Below are 20,647 nucleotides of genomic sequence, written 5' to 3' on the forward strand. Positions count from 1 at the left end.
TGAGATTCGGGTCATATCGCGCGTTGTCGGACACGTGATGCGAGGGACGCCGTATCACGCACGCCACATCGTGTTATCAACATCGGGGACGGGGTACCGCCGACGGGAGAACGGATCGTGAACATCTCGCGGCGCTACCACGGGTATCCCGGTGGCCACCACCGGGTTGTCTCCCGCGGCCGCCGCGGCCCACCCGCCGGACCGCCCGACCGGATGGACCGCCCGACCGGATGGACCGCCCGCCGGTCGGCCGAACCATGGCCCGGTAAGGCGGCTCGACCCCTCTCGGGGCCGGCCGGGCCGCGCGGGCGGCGGCGACGGTGCGTCGACGCGGTAACTCGCCGCGCCGAGACCGCCAGGGCCGCGGGGATCCGCAGGCTGTCGAGATCGGAAGACCTCGAGACGAAGTAAGACGATGAGGGAGGAACCACCCGATGTCAGTGGACCCGAACGCGGCCACGCCGGACCCCGCGCCGATCACGCCGCCGAAAGGCGCGGCGCCGTCAGCCCCTGGCGGGGCCCGGCCGTCCTCGCCCGAGCCGGAACGGCCGACCAGCGCGCCCGCGCTGAACGGTCACAGCCCCGCCGCTGCGCCTTCCGCGGCCGCCACGCCTTCCCCCGCCGCCGCGCCTTCCCCCGCGTCCGATGGGGAGGGAGGATCCGGGCCGGGGGAGGCGTCGAGCACCCGGGAGCGGGTGGCGGTGGGCGCGGCCGAGGTGCGCGAGCGCGTCAGCGGCGCGGCCGCGACCCTCGCTCCGCACGTCGCCGCCGCAACCGAGCGGACCCGTGGCGCGGCGGAGAAGGCTGCTGGGACCGTGCGGGAGAAGGTCGCGGAGAACCCCCGGTTGGCCGCCGCGACGGAGCGGACGATCGGCGCTCGCGACCGGGCCGTCGGAACCGTCCGGGAGCGGCTCGCCCAGCACCCGCAGGTGAACGCCACGGCCGAGAAGACCCTCGCCACCAGCGGTAAGGCGGCCCGTTCCGCCGGGCAGCGGGCCCGGAACAACCCGCGGGCCACCGGTGGCGTGCTGGCCGGCACCGCGCTGGTGCTCCTGGTCCGCCGGGCCCGCCGGCGCCGCCGCCGCAGCGCCGACTGAGCACCGCCTGCCCGGGGTGGCTGGGTCGCCCCGTCCCTGCCCTCTTCCTCCGGTCTGTTCCCTCCGGACCGGAAAAGAGTGCGCATACCGGTGTTTATGCCGATCGGGTGCGGGGACACAGGACTCAACCACCTCGGCAGGGAGAATAAAATGGTCACATTCGTCGTCGTCATGATTCTGCTCGGTCTGGTCGCCGGCGCCGTCGCTCGCGTGGTGCTGCCCGGACCCGATCCGATCGGCATTCTCGGCACCATTGTCGTGGGCATCATCGGTTCTTTCGTCGGCGGTTTCCTGGGCTACGTCCTGTTCAACAAGGATGTCGGTGAGGGCGCGCTCCAGCCGTCCGGGATCATCGGCTCCATCATCGGTGCCATCCTGGTGCTGCTGATCTGGCGCAACGTCGGCGGCCACAGCAACAGCCGGTCGCGTGGTCGTAGCCGCCGCTACGCCCGTCGGTGACCGCACTGACCGTCGGTCACGGCGACACCCATCGGTGATCTCCGGGACTGCCGAGAAGCCGACGACCGCGAGGTCGGCCGGCGCGGGCCCAGCCCGCCCCGCGCCGACCTCGCCCGCCGACCTCGCCCGCCGACCTCGCCCGCCGACCTCGCCCGCCGACCTCGCCCCCGACGTCCCTCCCGCGCCAGTGCACAGCCATCCCGACTTCGCCGCCGGCCCCTCGGTCCCGGCGGCTTTTTGCTGTTCCGGGGCCGGCCGGCGCGGGTGACCCGACGCGCGCCTGGGCGCGTCGCGGGTGGACCGGGCGGGATCATCTCGGGATGGCCGGCGGTTTCACGCGCCCGGCAGGGCGAAGATCGCCGCAAGGTGGACCGGCTCCACGAACCTGCCGTCCGGGGAGGATGTGCGCAGCGCCTCGGTGATCTCCTTCTCGAAGGAAGCTCGCCGGTCTCCCAGGAGCCGCCCGATGGGGAAGGACGTCGAGTACAGATACTGATCTTTAATTCACCGGGTCGGACTGGAGCGGATCCCGCCCGGTTCCGGTTCCGCGGAATCCGAAAATGACCGTACCCCGTGGCCGTGGTGGTGATCACAGATCGTGACGGCGGCTGTGGGGTGTTCAGGGTGGATGCAGGGGAGAGCGCCTACCTGGTCGCTCTGGTGGGTTCCGCGTCCGATCTGTCCCTACACAAGGACCGGATGGCACCGTTCCCCTGCACACCCCTGCCCCCGGCCCCCCTCGCCGGCCACGCGACGTGAGCGTTGACCCGACCCGGACCCGGACCCGGACCGGACCGGACCGGCAAAGAACCGTGCGAACGCGACAGCGGCGACCGTGACGGTCGCGTCCCGGCAGCACACGAGGACAGCACCAGCACCAGCGGAAGCGCAGCCGAACCGTGCGCCCGCCCGGTGACGGAAGCGTGATGACCGTGGCGCGGTTCCGCGGAACACCTCGATCATCAGCCGAGGGCGGGTCGAGGGCGGGTCGAGGGCGGGTCAGGGGCGGGATTGTGCGCCGGCCGGCAGCCGTCCGCGGGCCGGTCTGGCACCATCCTGATCTGCCCGGAGGGCACGTCGCCGTCACCGGATCGACTGCGGAGCCATCATCATGATCCATCCACCGGCACCGCACGTTAAAGATCAGTAGCCGACGATCTGGTCAGCCGTCCACTTTCGCTCGAACTCGAAGACGATCCTTTCCACGTGCCGGAACGGGGATCGGCGCAGGACGCTCTCGTGGGACTCCGCGGGTGGCACGAAGACGCCGCTGCCGGCGCGACGCACGGTCCCGAGAAACCTCGCCTGGACCTCCTCGATCGCCCGCTGCCAGTCGGTGGCGGGCCGGACGAGGCAGTTGTCGTTGACGATGACGAGTCCGCCGCCCGGGGTGACGATGTCGGCGAGCGTTGCCAGAACACGGTCCCGGTCCATCCAGTGGAATGACCGGCCCATGGTGACGAGGCGAAACCGGCCGATTTCCGGGGGAAGGTTCTCTGCGCGCGCTTCCACCCATCTCGCGTTACGGACGTCCGCCAGGCTCGCCGCTCGTGCCGCCTCCGCGAGCATTTCGGGCTCGGGATCGACACCGAAAAGCCTGCGGGTAGCCAGGTCGGTGGCGAGCGTAGTACGCGGCGGTTCCAGTAAAAAGATCGCCGATCAGGCCGCCAACCTAGCGGCCGTCCGCGGGTACGTCTTTCCCTTCCACGAGGTTCCGCGGAAACCGCGCCACCGGCCCCGTGCCCGGCCCTGGCCCCGTGCCCGGGTCCGCGGTCGCCGGTGGTGGTGTCCGGTGGCAGCGGCTTACCGCGAGCAGATCACCGATCGTCTGCGTCCCTCCCGGGGCCGGGGTCGTCGCCGGGGTGGTCCGGGTCGGGCGTGTGGTCGGTGGTCTCACTGAAGTCGCGAGCCCGCTGGGCGGAGTCCGCGCTCGCGCCGGAGAACAGCCGCGCGTCGTCGGCGGCGTCGGCGCGCGGGGGCTGGGGGCCGTCCGGGGCGTCGCCGGCCTCACCCGGGCCGGTCGAGCCGTCGGGGGTGCGGGGCGTCGGGGGGAGATGACTGCCGTCGCCGTCCCTGGTGGACAGGGTGATCGTGGTGATCGGCTCCCAGCCGCGGCGGGCGCCGTCGCGCTTGCGGAGCCGGTCGCGGGGCATCCCGTCGCGGTCCTCCCGCTCGCGCACCAGGGTGCCGATGGCGCCCCCGTCGCGGTCGCCGGCTCCGTTCTGGTGGCTGTTGGCACCGTAAGGGCCGGCACCATTGTGCTGGTCTGCGCTGTACCGGCTGGCGTCGCGGCGGTCGTCGGTGAGGTGGCCAGGGTCGGCGAGGGGGCCGGAGCCTGGACCGGTGAGGTGGGCGGTGGCGTCGAACTCGATGCGGGTTCGCGGCAGTGCCCGGTGATGGTTGCGCTGCAGCCACAGCACGAGGGCCTCCCGCACGTGGCAGCGCAGATCGAAGGTGGTCGGGCCGTCCTTGCCGCTGACCAGCACCCGGATCCGGATGTGGTCGCCGACGGCGTCGGTCACCTGCAGCACGCAGACCCGCTGGTCCCACAGGTCGGTGGCCGCCAGGACCCGGTGCATCTCGGCGCGCATCTCCTCGAGCGGGACCTCCCAGTCGAGATCCAGCTCCACCGCGCCGAGCACGGCGGACTCCTTGCGGGTCCAGTTCTGGAACGGCGTCGTGGTGAAGTACGTCGACGGCAGGATCATCCGCCGGTCGTCCCAGATGTGGACGACGACGTAGGTCAGCGTGATCTCCTCGATCCGGCCCCACTCCTCCTCGACGACGACCACGTCGTCGACCCGGATGGCGTCGGTGAACGCGAGCTGCAGGCCCGCGAAGACGTTGGCCAGCGAGGTCTGGGCCGCCAGGCCCGCGACGATGCCGACGACGCCGGCGCTGGCGAAGATGCTGGCCCCGGCTACGCGCACGCTCGGGATCGTCATGAGCATCGACGCACCGGCGATGATCGAGATGATGGCGACGGTGATCCGCCGCATCAGCGTGACCTGGGTGCGCACCCGCCGGGCGTGCCGGTTGTCGACGACGTCCACCCGGTAGCGGGCGAGCGCGAGCTCCTCGAAGACGAACGCGAGGACGGCGACGCACCAACCGATCCCGGCGATCAGCAGGATGTCGCAGACGTGGATCGCCGGCTGCGTCCAGTCCTGTTCGTGGGTGGCGTTGAGGCCGATGAGCAGCGCGAGCAGGATCAGGGTCAGCCGGACGGGCCGCCGGCCGCGGTGCGCGAGATCGGCGACGATCTGGGAATGCCGGCCGATACGCAGCGCGACCCGGTGCAGCAGTATGGCGGCGGCCGCGGCGACGATGACCGCACCGACCAGGACCGTCAGCACGGCGATCGTCGACTGCATGTTGGAGAAGGACAGATCGGGCGCGGCGCTTACACGCACAGGCAGGCTCCTCGTCCCTGGGGGGCATGGTTCCCCGGGTGCCCTGCCCCTGATCCGGCGGCTCATGAAGTGATCCGCGCCATAGTCAGGCGGAGGTGTTAACCGCCCGAGGGCATTCGCGTCGGTCCAGGCACCCCGGGATACCACTTCGAGGTAACGGATCGCGGATCGTGTGCGGCTGTGTGCGCTGCGGACGATGATGGAGGCGGAGCGCACGGATCACACGGATCGTGGACGCGATGGAGCCAGGCCGGCGACCGCGCCGGCGGACGGCGCCGGGCCGCGCCACGCTCACCGGAGGCGGGCATGGGTTCCTTCCCGACCATCATCAGGCAGGTACAGGAAAAGGATCTGGCGGCCCTCGCCGCGCTGGATGAGATGATCTTCGGCCATCTTGCCTATCCCTACTTCGTCCTGAGACAGATCTTCGACGTGCACCGCGGCGAACTGCTCGTGCTGGAACAGGCGGGCGGGATGCGCGGGTACTCCGTCGCGGTCCGCTCGACGACCCGCGGCCTGGCCTGGTTCCTGGGGCTGGGGGTCGAACCGGACAGTCGGGGTCGGGGTTTCGGCCGGCGGCTCGCCGACGCCTCTCTCGACCGCCTGCGTGCGCAGGGTCTCGATCGCGTCCGGCTCACCGTGGACGGCGAGAACGCCGCCGCGGTGCGTCTCTACCGCCGGCTGGGCTTCGTGCGGCTCGGCGAGATCGCCGACTACCTCGGTCCCGACGAACCCCGCCAACTCCTGGAACTGGCGCTCAACCCCGTGGACCGGGACAGGCACACGGCACCCGCGGTGGGAGGTCAACGCGACCCACTCGATCCGCGAGCCGAGAAGTTCCGGAGCAATGCAGAACCGATAGCCGAGTAAGTCGCCCGGCAGATCGCTACCGATAGTCGCGCGGAGCGCGCCCGCCGCCCGCCGTGAGCAGTGCGGCATAGGTGTGGGGTTGACCGGAGCTGGGGGTGGTTGTGGTTGTCGCCCGCGCAATCGGGAAAAATATCCTCCTGATCGGATCCGGGCATCGTGGCCGACCTCGCGTGCTGGTGTGTCGGTCGCCGTCGCGTCCGTTCGGAGTGGGACCGTCCGACCGTGGGATGTGACGGGGAGCAGGTATGTCCGCCACCGGCGCGAACTGGGCGGGTCGCCACCCCGTCAACCTTCGGACCTTTTCGGCCGTGCTCGTTCGGCCGTGCTCGGTATTTGATAGCTTGAATCCAAGAGGTGTATATCATGTCGGAGCCGCAGATGGCCCAGGTCGATTCCCGTCACCGGCTCGGTACTCGGCCGACCGGTCGCGGCGCCGGCGGGGAGGCGCTTGAGCGGCTGCCCGCCTCCGTCGGTGCGCCGCGTAACGCCGACTTCCCCTGGGACGAGTTCGACACGGCCTCCTACCTGCGCCACAACTATCGCAGCCTCCGTTCGGACGACCGGCAGATCCTCGAACTGGTCCGGGACTTCTTCGCGGACTCGCTGCCGGCCGGCGGGGCCCGCGGGCTCGACGTGGGATCCGGACCGAACCTGTACCCGGCGCTGGCCATGCTGCCGTTGTGTCGCACGATCACGCTGTTTGAGCCGTCCGCCAGCAACGTGGCCTGGTTGCGGGACGAGATCGGCGACTACGGGCGCTCGTGGGATCCGTTCTGGGAGTTGCTGTGTGAACGGTCGCGCTACCAGGAGGTGGGCGATCCGCGCCAGGCGCTCGCCGACCGCGTGTCGGTGCAGCAGGGCAGCGTGTTCAAGCTGCCCAGGCGCGGGTGGGACGTCGGCACCATGTTCTTCGTCGCCGAGTCCATCTCGGAGCGACCGGAGGAGTTCGAGGACGCGGTGCGGCGGTTCGTCGGGGCATTGCGGGTAGGCGCCCCGTTCGCCGCGGCCTTCATGGAGAACTCGGACGGATACGACGTCGGCGGACGCCGCTTTCCGGCCGTCGCCGTCGAGGAGGGCTACATCCGGAGGATTCTCGAGACGGCGGCCACCGACCTGCGACTGGAGCGGATCGGCATCGGCAGCGACGTCCTGCGGGCCGGGTACACCGGGATGATCGTAGCCTGCGGCCGGGTGCGTGCCGCATGAGCCGGGGCCGGCGGTCCCGGGACCGGAGGTGAATGGTGCGCATCCGACCTCGGCAGTCGCTTCTCGAGCTGTGGCGGGCGACGGTCGACTATTCCTACCGCGACGGGGTGTGGACACCCGCCGGGCGGGCCGAGCCGAATTCGACCAGTGATGCCGAGCAACTGCTGTGCCTGATGTATCCGGCCTCCCAGATCGCCGCCTTCAAACTCGACCGGCCGGACGAGACGGCCCGGGACCTGCGTGAGGCACTCGCCCAGCTCGGGGACGCGGTCGAGATTCCGCGTCGGCTGATCATGGCGATGCGCGCCTACATGGAGCGGTACACGGCCGGCGCCAACACGCCGGTCTTCGCGGGCGGCAGCTACCTGGAGCCGCGGGTGGAAGGCGAACTACTCACCCCGGAGCAGCGGCGGCTGGATGTCGTCGACTCCTTCTCGATGTCCATCACTCTTTCGCTGGCCACGCTGGGCTTTCTCAACGTGTTCGAGAAGGTCGTGCGGCGCCCGGCGCTGCTGGCCCAGATCGCCGAGCTGGAGGAGATGGCCAGCCGTCGGCTCACGGCGGCGATGGTCGGTCTGCTGCGCAGCTTCACGGTGCACTCGTTCGCGCCGGACTCGCCCGCGGGCCGCGTGCTGTGCCAGACGGTCAACCAGCGCGGACTGCCGCCCAAGAAGATCGTCGCCGAGCTGCACGAGGCGCTCGCCCAGGTCCGCGCGGGCCTCGCCGAGGTCACCCTCGGTTCCGGCGGCGCCGAGGAGCTCGACAACGAGGAGCATCTGTTCGAGTGCGGCTGGTCCTGGGGGATCATCAGGGACGCGCCGGAGGTGCCCACCGCGGAGCCGCTGGACCAGCCGGTCGGTGTCGCCGTCCGGCGACCGTTCCTGTACTTCACGGTCGTCGCGCTCGACGGCATCCTCGATCTGTTCTCCGAACGGACCCGCATCCTCGACCTGCTGACCGAGGAGCAGCAGGGGTTCATGCGCGCCCTGCAGATCCGCTGGGACCTGACCCAGCAGTACTGGTCCATCCTCGCCGGGTTCGGCGGGGAGCGTTGGCCGCTGGAGGACATCCCCTGGCGGACGACCGACGGGCGTGAGTCGGACTACTACAGCCTGCTCGTCACCTCCGTCACGGTCGAGGCGCTCGTCCAACGCCGGGCCGTCGACCTCGACCTGGCCCGGGTGGGCCGGGTGCTCGAGGAGCTGTCGGCCCGGGGCCGCGTCACGCGCCGCGCGCTCGAGGAGGACCCGGCGGTCGAGATGCACGTCCCGGGGGTGCGGCTGAACCTCTACGGCGCCGAGGACCTCCCCTCCGGACAGCGGGGCCCCGAGGTCGTCTGGCCGGTGGCCGACTTCGCCACGGCCCTGCTGAAGCGGACCATCCGCGTCGCCTCGCTCGCGGGCGGGACGGAGCTGCGGGATCGGCTGCTGCGCCTGACGGACGACGTCTGGGACCATCTGCATCTGCGCCGGCTNACCAGCGGCCCCGCGGCCGGGCTCTGGGACGACGCGAGCGCCGCCTTCCCGCAGCTCAAGCCGGAGGATCAGGCACCCTCGTGGTACCTCACCGAGCGGGTGATGGAGTGCCTCGTGGTCGCGGCCACCATGATCAACGAGGCGCCGCTGCGCAACGACCGACTGATGGTCATGGCCCAGGATCTCGCCATCGAGGCCGATCACCTCTACAGCCAGGAACTGCTGCGCGGCGCCACGGACGCGGGCCCCGTGGGCAGGCGGCTCGACCACCTGGGTCGGCGTCTCGAACGGGCCCGCGCCGTCGCCGACAGCAGGCCCGGGACGGCGATCGCGATCCTGTTCGAGGTGCTGGGCGAGCTCGACGAGCTCGTCGCGGCGCGCCGATCCAGGCAGGGCGATCCCGAATGATCCTGTTCGCGACCTCGGACAAGGGCGGCACCGGTCGATCGGTGACGAGCTGCAACGTGGCGCTGCGCTGCGCGTTGCAGGGCAGCGACGTCTGCTATCTCGACTTCGACTTCGGCTCGCCGACCGCGGGCGCGATCCTGCATGTGGACTCGGCCACCCGCGGCATCACCGGCGGCCGCGGCCTGCACAGCTATCTGGAGGGCTCGGTCGCCGCACCGGCCGAGCTCGATCTGTGGCGGCACATCGAACGGGCCGAGCTGCGGCCCCGGCCGGCGGGCGCGGGACGGCTGGTGCTGCTGCCCGGAGACGAGGGCGGCGGCGAGTTCCCGACCGACGACGAGATGACGGACCGATGCCAGCGGCTGCTGCGGCGCCTGGCGGAGGAGTTCGAACTCGTCATCGTCGATCTCAGCGCCGGGCGTTCCTACGCGCTGCAGCTCGTCCTCGAGGTCACCGCACGGCCCGCCCTGCAGGCGGTCGTCACCCGCTGGCTGGTCTTCCACCGCTGGACCCGGCAGCACATCGTCGCGGCTGCGGGCCTCGCCTACGGTGAGCACGGCATCGTGGACACCGGCGCGGCCAAGGGGCATCACCGAGACCGGCTGCACGACTCCGTCCGGTTCGTCCGTACCGCCGTTCCCGACCCTGATTCGTCGCAGTTCGCCGGTCTGCTGCCCACCCAGGCGGCATGGTTGCAGGAGACCGATGCGGAGCTGCAGAAGCTCGCCGCGCGACGACGGATCGGGCGCAGCGTCCTGCTCGGCTCGGTCCCGCTGGATCCCGTCCTGCAGTGGCGTGAACAGCTCATCCTCGACAGTGATGTCTGGACGCTGCGGATCGCGAACCCGGAGACCAGCACGGCCCTCGACGACCTCGCCAAGAACGTCCTGGACGACGAGTCCTGGGAAGGGCTGTGACGGGCGTGGGGCGTGACGGGCGTGGGGCGTGACGGGCGTGGGGGCGTGACGGGCGTGGAGGTTGTCGTCGGGGAGACGAGCGCCACCGATCGGACGGTGGAGATACCCCTGTCCCACCTGTCCGTCGAACTCGGCCACCTGTACATGGAGGAACTGGTCGACGGCAGCGTCGACCTGCCCGCCTACTTCGGCCGGATAGCGACGTGGACCGGCCCGGACCAGTTGGCGGACCTCGCCCGCGTCCCGCGGTCCCGGCTGCGGGCGAGCACCTGCGTCCTCGTCGACGACTACGCCGCCGCGCCGCTCGGGCCCGACGTCGTGGTGCCCCGGCTGATCGCGGCCGCCCGCTGCGCGGGACTGACCATCGACTACATCGCGCGTGAATCGGGCTGCGCCGCGCCGATGGACGGTGCCGCTGCGCTGGCCGGGCCCCGGCCGGCCGCCTCCCTCGCCGATCTGGTCGAGGGTCTGATCGTGGCCGACCCGGCGGCGGGCTTCAACGGCAACCGGCCGCCCGTGCACGAGAACGGCTGGCTGTGCAACGGCGTCCGATCGCCGGCCGGGGGCGCCCGGCAGGCCATGCGGGCACCCGTGGCCTGGCAGCCGCCGGTGGAGAACCGGGCGCACCGGCATTCGATCTTCCTCGACGTGGAGATCTGGCGGGAGCAGGGGGCCGGCCGGCGGTGGTCGTGCCCGTTCCTCGCCACCGTGTGGCAGCTTCTCCGACTCGGCCAGCTACGCGTCCTCGGTCGACCCGCCGCGACCCCGGTCGGCATCGATCCGGACGACCTGCCGGCCACTTGGGCGCAGTTCCCGACGATCGCCCAGTTACCGGGCCACGCGGCCCCGTTTACCGCGTACCGCACCCTGTCCGTGCTCGACGGCCGGTTCCTCCCCGTCGAGCACGCGGTCCGGATGACCCTCGGCCAGGTCGCCGTCGACCCGATCGTGGCCGAACAGACCCTGCGCCGGGCCGGGCGGGAGAACGTGCCGCTGCCGGCGGAGCTGCCCGACCGGGTCGGCCATGTCTTCCTCGGCGGATGAGATGGCGGATGAGAGAGCGGAGGGGGCCATCCCGCCCGCCGGCGTCGCCCACGACGGGTCGCGTGTTCTCGTGGGCGAGGTGCGCACAGGCCTGCTCGCCCAGTCCCGGGCGCTCACGGAGCCGGAGGCCACGGCGGTCGTGGCCCTGCGGCCCGGGTCCCAGGTGCGGGTCTCGGCGCGGCCCGTGCCCCACTGCGTCTCGCCGGACCTGACCCTTGGGGTGCACTGCCCCGTGCCCAGTGCCTCCGGGGCCCGCCGCGACGGCCTCGGCACGGTGCTCAGCCGAGCCTCGGTGACCAGCGGCCGGCTGGTGCAGGCCAGCACCCACGTCCGGATCGTCCTGGGCGGTGCGCGGCCGGCCGGGCGCCGCCGGCCCTGGGCCTACCATCTCGCCCACCCCGGGACGATCGAGGTGGGTGGCCGGCTGTCCGCCGACGACCTGGCCGACGGCTTCCTGCTGACCGAGACCGGCGACGGGCCCGGGACCACCCTCGATCTGGGGGCGGTCTGCGGCCGGCTGCTCGACCAGGTGCAGGAAAGCCCGATTCTCGACCAGAAGCCTCCTTTTCGGGCGCGGCGGACGCGGTTCAGGTTCGCGCTCCTCCCGTGCGGCCATCCCGCGGTCGGCGAATCGGCCTGGAGTTCAGGATCCGCCGCCGCCGACACCACTTCTGGCCGTTCACCGGCGTCCGGTCACGTCTGCCGCATCGGATTCGTCGTCGCGGACGAAACCGTACGCACACTGCGTATTCATGGATCCGGGCTGGACCTTGTGAGCATCGTCGGACTATGCGAGGATCTCGCTCTCCACGATTGGCTTCTCACCACAGTCCAGCATGTCGTCGCCGGCAGCCGGGTTCGGGCAGGCGGAGGAGGTCGGTTGCCATCACAGTTGACGCCGGTAATAGATCATCTGCTGCATGTGTGGATGCCAGGCGCGCGGATCGGCGAGGAGCTGCTTCCGGTCTGGACAGGTCTGGAACAACGGCTCGGCTTCTCCCGTCAGTGGGAAAGTCTGGTCGGCTGGATCCGCGATCAGCTTGCTCTCTCGCTCCTCGCCAGCCTGGGCGATGGAGCCCGCTAGGTTCGGGGGAACCGTGAACGACCAGATCCGGGTCGGTACGACATCCGAGGTGTTGCGGAAGTCGACGATCAGCGTCCTCACCGGCGGTCTCACCTGGGTGATCGCCAATCTGACCGGGCAGCAGAAGGAATGGGCACTGCTGTTCTCCGCCTTCGTCGGGTCCGTCGTCCTCATCGTGCAGTTCCTCGTCGACTTCGAGCGACGCATCAAGCTGGTCGAAACCTCGATCGCGGCGCATCATTCAAGCATGGAATCCATCGTGCAGCGCCGTTTCGCCGAGATCAGCGAGATTACTGAGCTGTTCAGTCTGGTCGAGACGTCGGCGATGCGCACCGATGTCGTCGTCCAGTTCCTTCGAAACGCGGTCGCGATCGGGGAGTCACCGCGGCTGCGCTACGAATTTGCCCATGCGGAGATCCATCGGATGTCCGAGTTCCTGCGGGAACTGGAGAGCGGGACCGCGACCTACTTCGGCGAGGACCGGGACTGGCTGCTCGGCCTGACCCGGGAGGCCAGCACATCCATCGACGCCATCAGCCTGCCCTCGGTCGACGGCGGCGTGCACGGCTTCGCCGACGGTTTCTGGGAGAGCGACCTCGGTCATCGCTACCTGGAATGTCAGCGCGAGGCGGCCGAACGACGTGGCGTGCGGATCCGGCGCATCCTCGTGCTGGAGCGGGAGAACGTGCTGGCCGAGGAGAACCTGCACAGCCTGTGCTCCCGCCATTCCAACCACGGCATCGAGGTGCGCACCCTGCACCCGGAGTCGATCCCGCTGCGTGCCAGCCGCGCCCTGCTCGACTTCATCGTCTTCGACGACGTCATCGGATACGAGGTCACGCCCGGAGCCCATGCGGGCACCGCCATGCCGCCGACGATCGTCAACACCCGACTCGTGCTGCGGGCGGACGTCGTGCAGGCCCACCGGCTCCATTTCGACGAGCTGTGGAAGGTCGCCGAACCGTTCGACCCATCCGCCCCGCGAGCCGCCTGAGCCGGCGTCAGCGCTCGCGCGGAGGCAGGAAGCGGTACATCACGTACAGGTCGACGTTGCCGAGCCAGGGGTGGCGGTACGCGGCGGGCAGCGTGCCGACCTGGCGGAACGCCAGCGACCGCCACAGCGAGACCAGCTTCGGGTTGGCGGCGACGACGTGCACCTGCAGTGCCTGGTAGCCCAGGTCCGTGGCGTAGTCGATCATCTCTTCGGCGGCCTGGCGGCTGACGCTCTCCCAGTGACCGCCGGCACGCCCACGGGTGGGGGATGCCGGGCCACCGTAGGGCCCGTGATCCTCGTACGGACCGGCGCCGGCGCGAGGCCCCCCCTGGTCGACCCGCTTCGGATCGACCAGCAGCATCGCCTGCGCCACGTGGTTGCCGAGGCCCGGCAGGCTCGGCGTCAGCAGCGCGGTCGCCACGACGGCCACCGCGCCCGGGAGCCCGTCCGCCGCCTCGTCCGCCTCGGCCTCTTCCTCGATCTCCTCCATGACCAGCACCTCGGCCGGCGGCGGGAGCATCCAGACGGCTCGAGCGGTCTCCTCACCGGTGTCCGGCTCCCAGGGGCAGGTTTCGCCCTCGATCACGACGGCCCGCCAGATTGGCCAGATCCTGTCCCAGTCCTCCTCGGACGCCCGCCGTATGCGCACCTGTCCGATCCTGCCCGTTCACCGCATCGCGCGGGTAACGGCGTTGCGACACTGACGGGCGGGTCAGCCGCGAGGGACGTCCCGCCAGGGCTTGCCGGTGTCGACGCGGACGTCGCCGGGCAGCCGGAGCACCCGTTCGCCCAGCACGTTGCGCAGGATCTGCGATGTCCCGCCCTCGATCGTGTTGGCCCGGGCCCGCAGGAATCGGCGCTGCAGGCTGTCGGCGGGGTCGTCGTAGGAGTCGTAGAGGGTGCCCTCCGGGCCGAGCACGTCCATGCAGAAGTCGTAGATCTTCTGGTTGAGTTCGGCGCCGACGAGCTTGCCGATGGACGCCTCCGGTCCGGGCGGTCCGGCGGTGCGGGCGACCCGGGCACGCTCCCCGGTGAGCCGGTAGGCCTCGGCCTGCGTCCACAGATCGGCCAGCCGCAGCCGCAGCGCCGGGCTGTGCAGGTCGGGCCGGTCCCGCNACAGCTCCAGCGCGTCGGCGATCGTGCCGGAGCCGCGGCCGAGCGCGGAGTCGCCGATCGCGGAGCGCTCGTTCATCAGCGTGGTCATCGCGACGTTCCAGCCCTGGCCGACGTCGCCCAGGCGGTGGGCGTCCGGGACGCGCACGCCGGTCAGGTAGACCTCGTTGAACTCGGCCTGGCCGGTGGCCTGCCGCAGCGGCCGGACCTCGACGCCGGGGGCGTGCATGTCGACGATGAAGTACGTCAGCCCGCGGTGCTTGGGCAGGTCCGGGTCGGTCCGGGCCAGCAGCAGCGCCCAGCTCGCCAGGTGCGCGAGGCTCGTCCACACCTTCTGCCCGTCGACGACCCAGTCGTCGCCGTCGCGCACCGCGCGGGTCGACAGTCCGGCGAGGTCGGAGCCTGCGCCCGGCTCGCTGAACAACTGGGCCCACATCTGCTCGCCGGTGTACAGCGGGCGCAGCAGCCTCGCCCGGAGTTCCTCGTCGGCGTGGCCGTGCAGGGTCGGGCCGGCCATGCCGACGCCGATCGGGTTGTTCAGGAACGGGTCGGGCCGCCCGCCGGCGGCCAGGATCGCGTCGGCGACCGCCTGCAGCCCGGCGGGCAGGCCGAGGCCGCCGAAGCCGACGGGGAAGTGCACCCAGGCCAGGCCCGCGTCGTAGCAGGCGCCGAGGTACTCCGCCGTCGTCGCGGTGGCCGGGTCGAGGCCGGCGACCACCCCGTGGGCGGCCCGCTCGACGCGCGTCCGGTCGTCCTGCGAAGCCCCCGCCGCAGCCAGGGCGTCGGCCGTCTCGGCGCTCATCGCCGTCTCCCGCCTGTCGTCGTCACGTCGTGCCGTAGGTCGCTGGTGCCTGCGTGGATTGCCGGTGCCTGCGTGGGCCGTGGGTTGCGCCGGCCGGGCTAGTGGCCGTCGGCGTCGTCAAGGACGAGCTGGGCCAGCCGCTCCTGGTGCGCCTCGGCGCCACCGAACAGGGCCGCGTCGGTATAGGCGCGCTTGAGGTACAGGTGCGCGGGATGCTCCCAGGTGAAGCCGATCCCGCCGTGCACCTGCACGGCCATCGCCGCGACCTGCGTGAACGCCGTCGAGCACACCGACTGCGCGAGGCTCGCCGCGATCCGCGGGTCGTCGGTGCCCTCGTCGAGCGCCCATGCCCCGTGGTAGGCCACCGAACGGGCCTGCTCGACCAGCACCAGCATGTCGGCACACAGGTGCTTGACCGCCTGGAACGACCCGATCGGCCGGCCGAACTGCAGCCGGGTCCTGGCGTACTCGACGGAGAGATCAAGCAGGTACTGGGCGGCGCCGACCTGCTCGGCGGCCAGCAGCACGGCGGCGGTCTCCGCGGTGGTGGCGAGGACGGCCGCGGCCTCCGGCGCCGCGGCGAGCAGCCGGGCCGGGACGTCGTTGAAGCTGACGGTGGCCTGCCGGCGGGTGAGGTCCATCGTCGCCGCGGACTGCCGGACCAGGCCGGTGGCGTCGGCGCTCACCGCGAACAGCCCGACGGCGTCCCCGTCTCCGTCGCCGTCCCCGTCGGTGCCCGCGCCCGCGCCGCCGATCGTCGCGGCGACCAGCAGCAGGTCCGCCGCGGCGCCGTCCAGCACGTGCGCGACCGAACCACGCAGCGTGTACCCGGCGGTCGCGGTGCCGCCCGGCGAGGGGGTTCCGTCCGGCGAGGGGGTGCCGTCCGAGGCGGAGGCGCCGCTGTGGCGGGCGGTGGCGGTCACGGTGACGGCGGCCGGGTCGAACCCGCCCCGGTGCAGCGGCGCCGCCAGCGCGGCAGTGGTTCGGCCCGCGACGAGCCCCGGCAGCAGTTCCGCTCGGGCCGCCTTGTCGCTCAGGCCCCCCAGCACCGTGGCACCGAGGATGATCGAACCGAGCAGCGGCCCGCACACGAGCGCCCGGCCCAACTCCTCGATCACCACCGCCTGGGAGACCAGCCCGTCGCCGACGCCGTCGTACTCCTCGTCCGTGGCGAGGCCGAGCACACCGAGTTCCTCGCCGAGCCGGGACCAGACGGCGGGATCGTGGCCGAGCGGCGACGCCATCAGCCGCCGGACCTCCTCCTGCGGACTGACCTGCGCGGCGAACGCGCGTACCGTCCGGCGCAGCTCGACCTGCTCAGCGGACCAGGCGAACTCCGAGCTCATGGGCCACTCCCCGCATGGACGACAGGACACCTCGGATGCCGACGCGACCCCGCCACCGATCCTGCGATCGCCTCCGCGCCCACCGTGCACCCGACCGGCCCCCGACCCTTCGGCGGGGCCCGGAGCCGACGGACGGTCGGGCACCAGGATGACGTGCGGAGTGTGAGCTATGCCGCATCTCGCCATCCGACCTAAACAGGTCGTCCAGACCGCAGTCAACAAGTGCGCGAGATCATCGACTGGGTCCGGTCACCTGTGGATTGATCCTCCGTTGAGGAGAGGTGTCGCCCCGCGGCCGCCGCACCCCGTGGCAGTTACCCGGATGACGCGCTCGACCACGGAATGCTGTCGGAGGTCCAGGCTGTCGGGCCGGATCGACGGTAGGACGACCGACTCGCCCGTTCTACGGCGCCGTTGTCGGTGGGCTGACTGCCGGCCCGTACGCTGCAGTCTGACCGTCGGCCGCGCGGGTCGTCGAACGGGACGGGAGCGAGCAGCGCATGATCGACCGGGACGAGGCGTTCGAGTCGGCTCTGCCCGATCTGTCCGAGATCGATCTTGCCGATCTCGCCGATCTCGGTGATTTCGGCGACCTCGGCGACCGCTCCCATCCGCGGCTGCGCGACGCCCTGGCGAGGCTCCGCCAGGAGGCCGTGCGCCCCGCCGACGCCATGTCCGGCTTCACCTCGAGCATCCGGCCCGGCAGCGGTCCCTGACCGTACGGGCTCGTTCCGCTACGGTGGGGGCGGATCGATCTCAAGGTCCACCCGCTCGCCGTCGCGTGCTCGAACACTGACCGGATGGTTGGCGCCGAGTCCCGCCTCAAGATTTTCGAGAATGTCCACCTGCAGACCCCGGGTCAAGGTCGCCGGGTCGGTTCTCGAGAGGCTGGTGGCATGGTTGAGGGACGCAATCATGGTGAGGGGATGGCTGTCGCCGAGCTTCGCCCGCAGGCCGGCCTCGACCTCCTGATCGAGTCCTTGGGCGAGGATGAAGTTGTTCGTGTCGTAGTAGCAGTTGGCCAGATTTTCCAGGCAGTAGAAGATGAACGGGTGATCCTGGGGTAGTGACGTCCTCAGCAATTCGACGGTCTGTTTCGCGAGTTGGGTGGCGGCGGCCGCGCTCCCTTCCGACCGGAGGGCCGTGATCAACGCGTTCGCGGCGGCGAGAGTGTAGAGACTGTCCGGTCCGAGCCGACCGCGGGCGCGCCGGAATGTAGCCTCCGCCAGGCTGCGGGCCGCTGAGGTCTCCCTGGCCAGGCACAGGTCGAAGACCAGGCTGACGGCCGTCGCCAGCGCCTCCGGATGGTCCTGTCCTACCAGGTTGTCAATCTTGCCGAGCGTGTAGGCCGACTCCTGACGAGCGCGGTCGCTCTGGCCGCACCACCGCATGGAGATCGCGCGGTTCCGCAACGATCTGAGGGTGTCGGCATGACCCTCGCCCAGGTCCTCGCGGCAGCGTTCCACGGTTTCCTCCAGGAGCGTGAGCGATTCCTGGTAGTGGCCGCACTCGCGGAGATCGCGGGCATGGTTGTCCGCGAGCTGCAGGGTGTAGACGGCTTTCTTGCTGTTCAGCCGAAGCGCCCGTTCATAGATGTCTCGGCTCATGTCGAGGGCGGTGGCAAAATCACCCACGAAGCGCAGGGAAACCGCGAGATTGTTGGCACTCAGGATCCCGTCGGGGTGATCGAGCCAGCCGCGCATCCGGCACCGCTCGTAGGTCTCCTCGTCGAGCGTGCGGGCATCCTGGTACCTGCGGATCCGGCGGAGGTCGCCGCCCAGCGCCATCGCCGCCCGCAGCGTGAGGGGAGCATCCGGCCCGAGAACGCGTTGTAGCCGTTCCCGGGCCGACTGGTCCAGCTGGCGGGCCCGTTCCGGCTCGTCCAGGTCCCGCAGGCTGTCAGCGAGATTCAGGGTGAGTTCCAAGGTCCGCTGGTCGTTCTCGCCCAGGCTGACGTTCCAGGCGCGCAACGTGTCGTCGGCGAGGTCCCGGCAGCCGCTGTGGTCACGCTGCATGTACAGGCTGCGGACGATGTTGAGGACCAGCTTGGAGACGTCCCGTGAGGTGGAATCGGCGGCTCCCGCCGGCCCGAGATGGGGGCGTAGCAAGGCATAGCGAGGCCAGGTATGCGGCTCGTCGGGATCGCCGGGATCCGCCGCCGCCAGCAACGCCTGCACCCGCTGACGGACGCCCGCCTGCTGGTCCGGAGAGAAGTCGTCGCGGATCGCCGCCTGCACGAGCCGGTGCATCTCCAGGCTCTGATCCCGCTCGTCGACCCGGGCCAGCGCGTGCTCGGTCATGTTTCGGACGGCGGTGGCCAGCGTGAGTGGATCCCGGAACTCCTGGTCCCGGGGGTCCTCCAGGCCGCGCAGTTGCTCACCGGCGAAGAGCCGCAGGCTGATCGGTTCCGGGCCGAAGAAGGCACACAGCTCGGCGAGCCGCGCCGCGAGGGGGGCCTGCGTGCGTAGCCGGTCGACGGACAGCAGCCAGGTCCGGGCGATGGGGCCCGGATAGCTGGGAATCTCGCCCTTCAGCAGCAGTGGACCGGGACTGCTGTCGAGGAGCTGCAGGTAGCTCTCGGCGCTCATCCCGGTCTCGGCATGCCAGGCGGCCGCATGCTCGAGGGCCAGCGGCAGGTGGCCCAGCGCGTCGGCGAGCCTGGTCGCGACCTCCACCGCCAGCGTCGGAGCTCGACGGCGCAGCAGGGCGACGCTCTCTTCCTGACCAAAAANCCCGATCTCCATCCGTTCCTGACGGCCCTGCCAGCGCTGGTTACGGGAGGTGATAAGCACATGCCCCGGCCCGAGGGGAATCAGCGGGGTGATGTCGTCCGGGCTGTCGGCGTTGTCGAAGACGAGCAGCCATCGCCGGTACGGATCGCCGCGGCGCAGGGCGTTCAACACGTCGTCGACCGGCTCGTGCCGCGGGCGGGCCGGCAACCCGAGCTGCCGGGCGAGGGCCGCCAGCCCACTGCGCAGCAGCGTGGACTGGTCACAGCGGATCCAGCAGACCAGATCGTACGAAGTCGCGAAGCGGTGTACGTACTCCGTGGCGAGCTGGGTCTTGCCCACGCCGCCGAGGCCCTGCAACACCTGGGTGTGGGCCGGGACGGTGCCGACGCCGACGAAACGGTTCCGAAGCTCGGTGAGGAGCTCCTTCCGGCCCACGAACGCGAGGTTGCGGGCGGGCACTCCCGCCCAGACCTGCGGTGGGTCGCCGGGGAAGCGGACCGCGGTGTCCGCGCCGGTCCTGGTGCGCAGGGGTGCGGTACGGCGGTCGGGCCGCCCCACCGCGGCGAGCAGCGCCCGCCGCGCGGTGGTCTCGCTCAGGCCGGCGAGGTCGGTGTAGTCCTGCTCGCCGAACTGGGCGGGGAGCGGAAACTCCTCGATACGTACGGGCAGGAACAGGCGGGCGAGGCCATTCGGATCGCGGGCGGTCGCCTGACGCCAGCGCTCCTGCCCGGAGGAGCGGAGATAGGCCCGGGACAGGACGGCCACCGTCCGGGAGCCTCCGCCGGGTGCGGTTGCGGCCGGGCCATCGCCGGTCCAGCCTGGTGGCACGCCGGTGGTCGTCTCCAGTGTCACGGCGAAGCCGACCGCCGCCAGCTCCACGGCGATCCAGTCGGCCCAGGTGCGATCCTCGGCGGCATAGTTGACGAGGATCTCCGTCGGGATGGGGATCTGGGTGCGTTCGAACAGCGCGAGAATGCGTCGGCGCTCCCGCTCGTCCTGCGGGGCAAGAGCGCTTACCTTGCCGTCGGAAAGACAGGACGCGAGCCGCTCGTACGCCGCCAGCAACGTCCCCTCCTGCTGGGGGCGGTCACCGAAGACGGCCAGGATCTCCTCGTACGCGTAGTAGGGCTTGTACGGTATCTCGACATCACCCCAGTAGCGTTCCCGCCCGCGGCCGTCCATGCCGTGCAGGAAGGTGTCGAAGGTCGCTCGGGCGAGGTCGCGGCCCAGCTCCAGCTTCTTCTGTTCGCCGTCCTCGACCCGCATCGGAACCGGGAGGATACGGATTCTATGGGCATCGTCCGCCCCGTCGATCGATCGAGCGGCGGCAGCCGCCCCCTCGATGCTCTGCGTGCTGAGGGTGAAGCAGTTGACGACGATGTCGGGTAGCTGGACGGTGCAGATCCCGGCGGTGTCACTCAGCCCGGTCCGGCTGTCGACGAGTATCCACTCATAGGACGCGCGCATGTTCCTGGCAACGGCGTCGATGAAGTCTGCGCCGCCGTGCGCATCGTAGAAGGTGCTCCAGTCGAAGGTGCTCAGGCGCTGGGAGTACGCCGGATCGTGGCGGCCGGAACAGACGAAGTCGATCGTTCCGTCGTCCGGAAATATCGTGTCCAGTGATTCCGCGTAGGGTGTGATCGCGGTGGCGCGCTCGAACCAGTCCTCGTCACCGGGGACCGGTGGG

The 20,647-nt window shown here is 70.9% G+C and carries 17 protein-coding genes and 3 pseudogenes; 12 read left to right on the forward strand and 8 right to left on the reverse strand.

Annotated elements, in window-relative coordinates:
* Nucleotides 1-434: 434 nt before the first annotated feature.
* From FF36_RS15015 to FF36_RS39995, 3 genes are all read left to right on the forward strand, one after another.
* Nucleotides 435-1,097 (forward strand): hypothetical protein, encoded by a 663-nt coding sequence (locus FF36_RS15015; protein WP_044885692.1) that lies wholly within the window; start codon nt 435-437, stop codon nt 1,095-1,097.
* 150 nt (nt 1,098-1,247) lie between these two features.
* The gene (locus FF36_RS15020; RefSeq protein ID WP_044885693.1) at nt 1,248-1,556 is read left to right on the forward strand and encodes a GlsB/YeaQ/YmgE family stress response membrane protein; all 309 of its coding nucleotides are present in this window, start codon (nt 1,248-1,250) and stop codon (nt 1,554-1,556) included.
* A 624-nt stretch (nt 1,557-2,180) separates the two neighbouring features.
* Complete coding sequence (locus tag FF36_RS39995; RefSeq protein WP_255355822.1) at nt 2,181-2,315, forward strand: hypothetical protein; 135 nt, start codon at nt 2,181-2,183, stop codon at nt 2,313-2,315.
* Between the two features lie 384 nt (nt 2,316-2,699).
* Here FF36_RS39995 and FF36_RS32820 read toward each other — a convergent pair whose 3' ends face one another.
* On the reverse strand, nt 2,700-3,125 hold the full coding sequence (locus FF36_RS32820) for a class I SAM-dependent methyltransferase (protein ID WP_236706443.1): 426 nt from the start codon (nt 3,123-3,125) through the stop codon (nt 2,700-2,702).
* Nucleotides 3,126-3,373: 248 nt separating this feature from the next.
* Entirely contained in the window at nt 3,374-4,969 is a 1,596-nt protein-coding gene (locus FF36_RS15030) for a mechanosensitive ion channel family protein (RefSeq protein ID WP_044885694.1), read from the reverse strand.
* 306 nt (nt 4,970-5,275) lie between these two features.
* Between FF36_RS15030 and FF36_RS15035 the strand changes: the two genes are divergently transcribed.
* The 8 genes and pseudogenes from FF36_RS15035 to FF36_RS15065 all read left to right on the forward strand — a co-directional run bounded on the left by FF36_RS15035 (nt 5,276) and on the right by FF36_RS15065 (nt 12,967).
* Nucleotides 5,276-5,839, forward strand: coding sequence for a GNAT family N-acetyltransferase (locus FF36_RS15035; RefSeq protein ID WP_242418915.1), 564 nt, complete (start codon nt 5,276-5,278; stop codon nt 5,837-5,839).
* Nucleotides 5,840-6,202: 363 nt separating this feature from the next.
* Entirely contained in the window at nt 6,203-7,045 is an 843-nt protein-coding gene (locus FF36_RS15040; RefSeq protein ID WP_242422521.1) for an SCO2525 family SAM-dependent methyltransferase, read from the forward strand.
* 32 nt (nt 7,046-7,077) lie between these two features.
* On the forward strand, nt 7,078-8,519 hold a 1,442-nt coding region (locus FF36_RS38020; RefSeq protein WP_242422523.1), incomplete at its 3' end, for an SCO2524 family protein.
* A 1-nt stretch (nt 8,520) separates the two neighbouring features.
* A pseudogene (locus FF36_RS38025) lies at nt 8,521-8,928 on the forward strand (SCO2524 family protein); the annotation flags it as partial.
* The gene (locus FF36_RS15050; protein ID WP_044885695.1) at nt 8,925-9,845 is read left to right on the forward strand and encodes an SCO2523 family variant P-loop protein; all 921 of its coding nucleotides are present in this window, start codon (nt 8,925-8,927) and stop codon (nt 9,843-9,845) included. The pseudogene FF36_RS38025 and the gene FF36_RS15050, both read left to right, overlap by 4 nt.
* A gap of 45 nt (nt 9,846-9,890) precedes the next feature.
* A complete protein-coding gene (locus FF36_RS15055) occupies nt 9,891-10,889 on the forward strand; it encodes an SCO2522 family protein (protein ID WP_052681135.1) in 999 nt (332 codons plus the stop codon).
* A 1-nt stretch (nt 10,890) separates the two neighbouring features.
* Nucleotides 10,891-11,973 carry an SCO2521 family protein gene (locus FF36_RS15060; RefSeq protein ID WP_044885696.1) on the forward strand — a complete coding sequence of 361 codons (1,083 nt, stop codon included), beginning with the start codon at nt 10,891-10,893 and terminating at the stop codon, nt 11,971-11,973.
* A gap of 13 nt (nt 11,974-11,986) precedes the next feature.
* Nucleotides 11,987-12,967 carry a hypothetical protein gene (locus FF36_RS15065; protein WP_052681136.1) on the forward strand — a complete coding sequence of 327 codons (981 nt, stop codon included), beginning with the start codon at nt 11,987-11,989 and terminating at the stop codon, nt 12,965-12,967.
* 7 nt (nt 12,968-12,974) lie between these two features.
* Here the strand turns inward: FF36_RS15065 and FF36_RS15070 are convergent, their stop codons facing one another.
* From FF36_RS15070 to FF36_RS15080, 4 genes and pseudogenes are all read right to left on the reverse strand, one after another.
* Nucleotides 12,975-13,616, reverse strand: coding sequence for a GNAT family N-acetyltransferase (locus FF36_RS15070; RefSeq protein ID WP_044885698.1), 642 nt, complete (start codon nt 13,614-13,616; stop codon nt 12,975-12,977).
* A gap of 63 nt (nt 13,617-13,679) precedes the next feature.
* The coding region (locus FF36_RS38030) for an acyl-CoA dehydrogenase family protein (RefSeq protein WP_277912939.1) at nt 13,680-14,082 on the reverse strand (403 nt) is incomplete at its 5' end.
* Nucleotide 14,083: 1 nt separating this feature from the next.
* Nucleotides 14,084-14,882, reverse strand: a pseudogene (locus FF36_RS40385) (acyl-CoA dehydrogenase family protein); the annotation flags it as partial.
* A gap of 98 nt (nt 14,883-14,980) precedes the next feature.
* On the reverse strand, nt 14,981-16,228 hold the full coding sequence (locus FF36_RS15080; RefSeq protein WP_044885700.1) for an acyl-CoA dehydrogenase family protein: 1,248 nt from the start codon (nt 16,226-16,228) through the stop codon (nt 14,981-14,983).
* Nucleotides 16,229-16,728: 500 nt separating this feature from the next.
* On the opposite strand from FF36_RS15080, the gene FF36_RS15085 reads away from it, so the two are divergent.
* Nucleotides 16,729-16,944, forward strand: coding sequence for a hypothetical protein (locus tag FF36_RS15085; RefSeq protein WP_044885701.1), 216 nt, complete (start codon nt 16,729-16,731; stop codon nt 16,942-16,944).
* 18 nt (nt 16,945-16,962) lie between these two features.
* Here FF36_RS15085 and fxsT read toward each other — a convergent pair.
* Together fxsT and FF36_RS38045 are read right to left on the reverse strand one after the other, a co-directional pair.
* Nucleotides 16,963-18,959: FxSxx-COOH system tetratricopeptide repeat protein (fxsT, locus tag FF36_RS38040; protein ID WP_242422524.1), on the reverse strand; the 1,997-nt coding region annotated here is incomplete at its 5' end.
* A gap of 1 nt (nt 18,960) precedes the next feature.
* A pseudogene (locus tag FF36_RS38045) lies at nt 18,961-20,647 on the reverse strand (TIR domain-containing protein); the annotation flags it as partial.

The sequence above is a fragment of the Frankia torreyi genome (assembly GCF_000948395.1).
GTDB classification, from domain to species: Bacteria; Actinomycetota; Actinomycetes; order Frankiales; family Frankiaceae; genus Frankia; species Frankia torreyi.

Excerpts from the sequence above, each read along its gene's own strand:
- FF36_RS15020 (WP_044885693.1), top strand. The coding sequence starts at position 1,248 with ATGGTCACATTCGTCGTCGTCATGATTCTGCTCGGTCTGGTCGCCGGC.
- FF36_RS15040 (WP_242422521.1), top strand. The coding sequence starts at position 6,203 with ATGTCGGAGCCGCAGATGGCCCAGGTCGATTCCCGTCACCGGCTCGGT.
- FF36_RS15035 (WP_242418915.1), top strand. The coding sequence starts at position 5,276 with ATGGGTTCCTTCCCGACCATCATCAGGCAGGTACAGGAAAAGGATCTG.
- FF36_RS15080 (WP_044885700.1), bottom strand. The coding sequence starts at position 16,228 with ATGAGCTCGGAGTTCGCCTGGTCCGCTGAGCAGGTCGAGCTGCGCCGG.
- FF36_RS32820 (WP_236706443.1), bottom strand. The coding sequence starts at position 3,125 with ATGCTCGCGGAGGCGGCACGAGCGGCGAGCCTGGCGGACGTCCGTAAC.
- FF36_RS15060 (WP_044885696.1), top strand. The coding sequence starts at position 10,891 with ATGGCGGATGAGAGAGCGGAGGGGGCCATCCCGCCCGCCGGCGTCGCC.
- FF36_RS15015 (WP_044885692.1), top strand. The coding sequence starts at position 435 with ATGTCAGTGGACCCGAACGCGGCCACGCCGGACCCCGCGCCGATCACG.
- FF36_RS15050 (WP_044885695.1), top strand. The coding sequence starts at position 8,925 with ATGATCCTGTTCGCGACCTCGGACAAGGGCGGCACCGGTCGATCGGTG.
- FF36_RS15085 (WP_044885701.1), top strand. The coding sequence starts at position 16,729 with ATGATCGACCGGGACGAGGCGTTCGAGTCGGCTCTGCCCGATCTGTCC.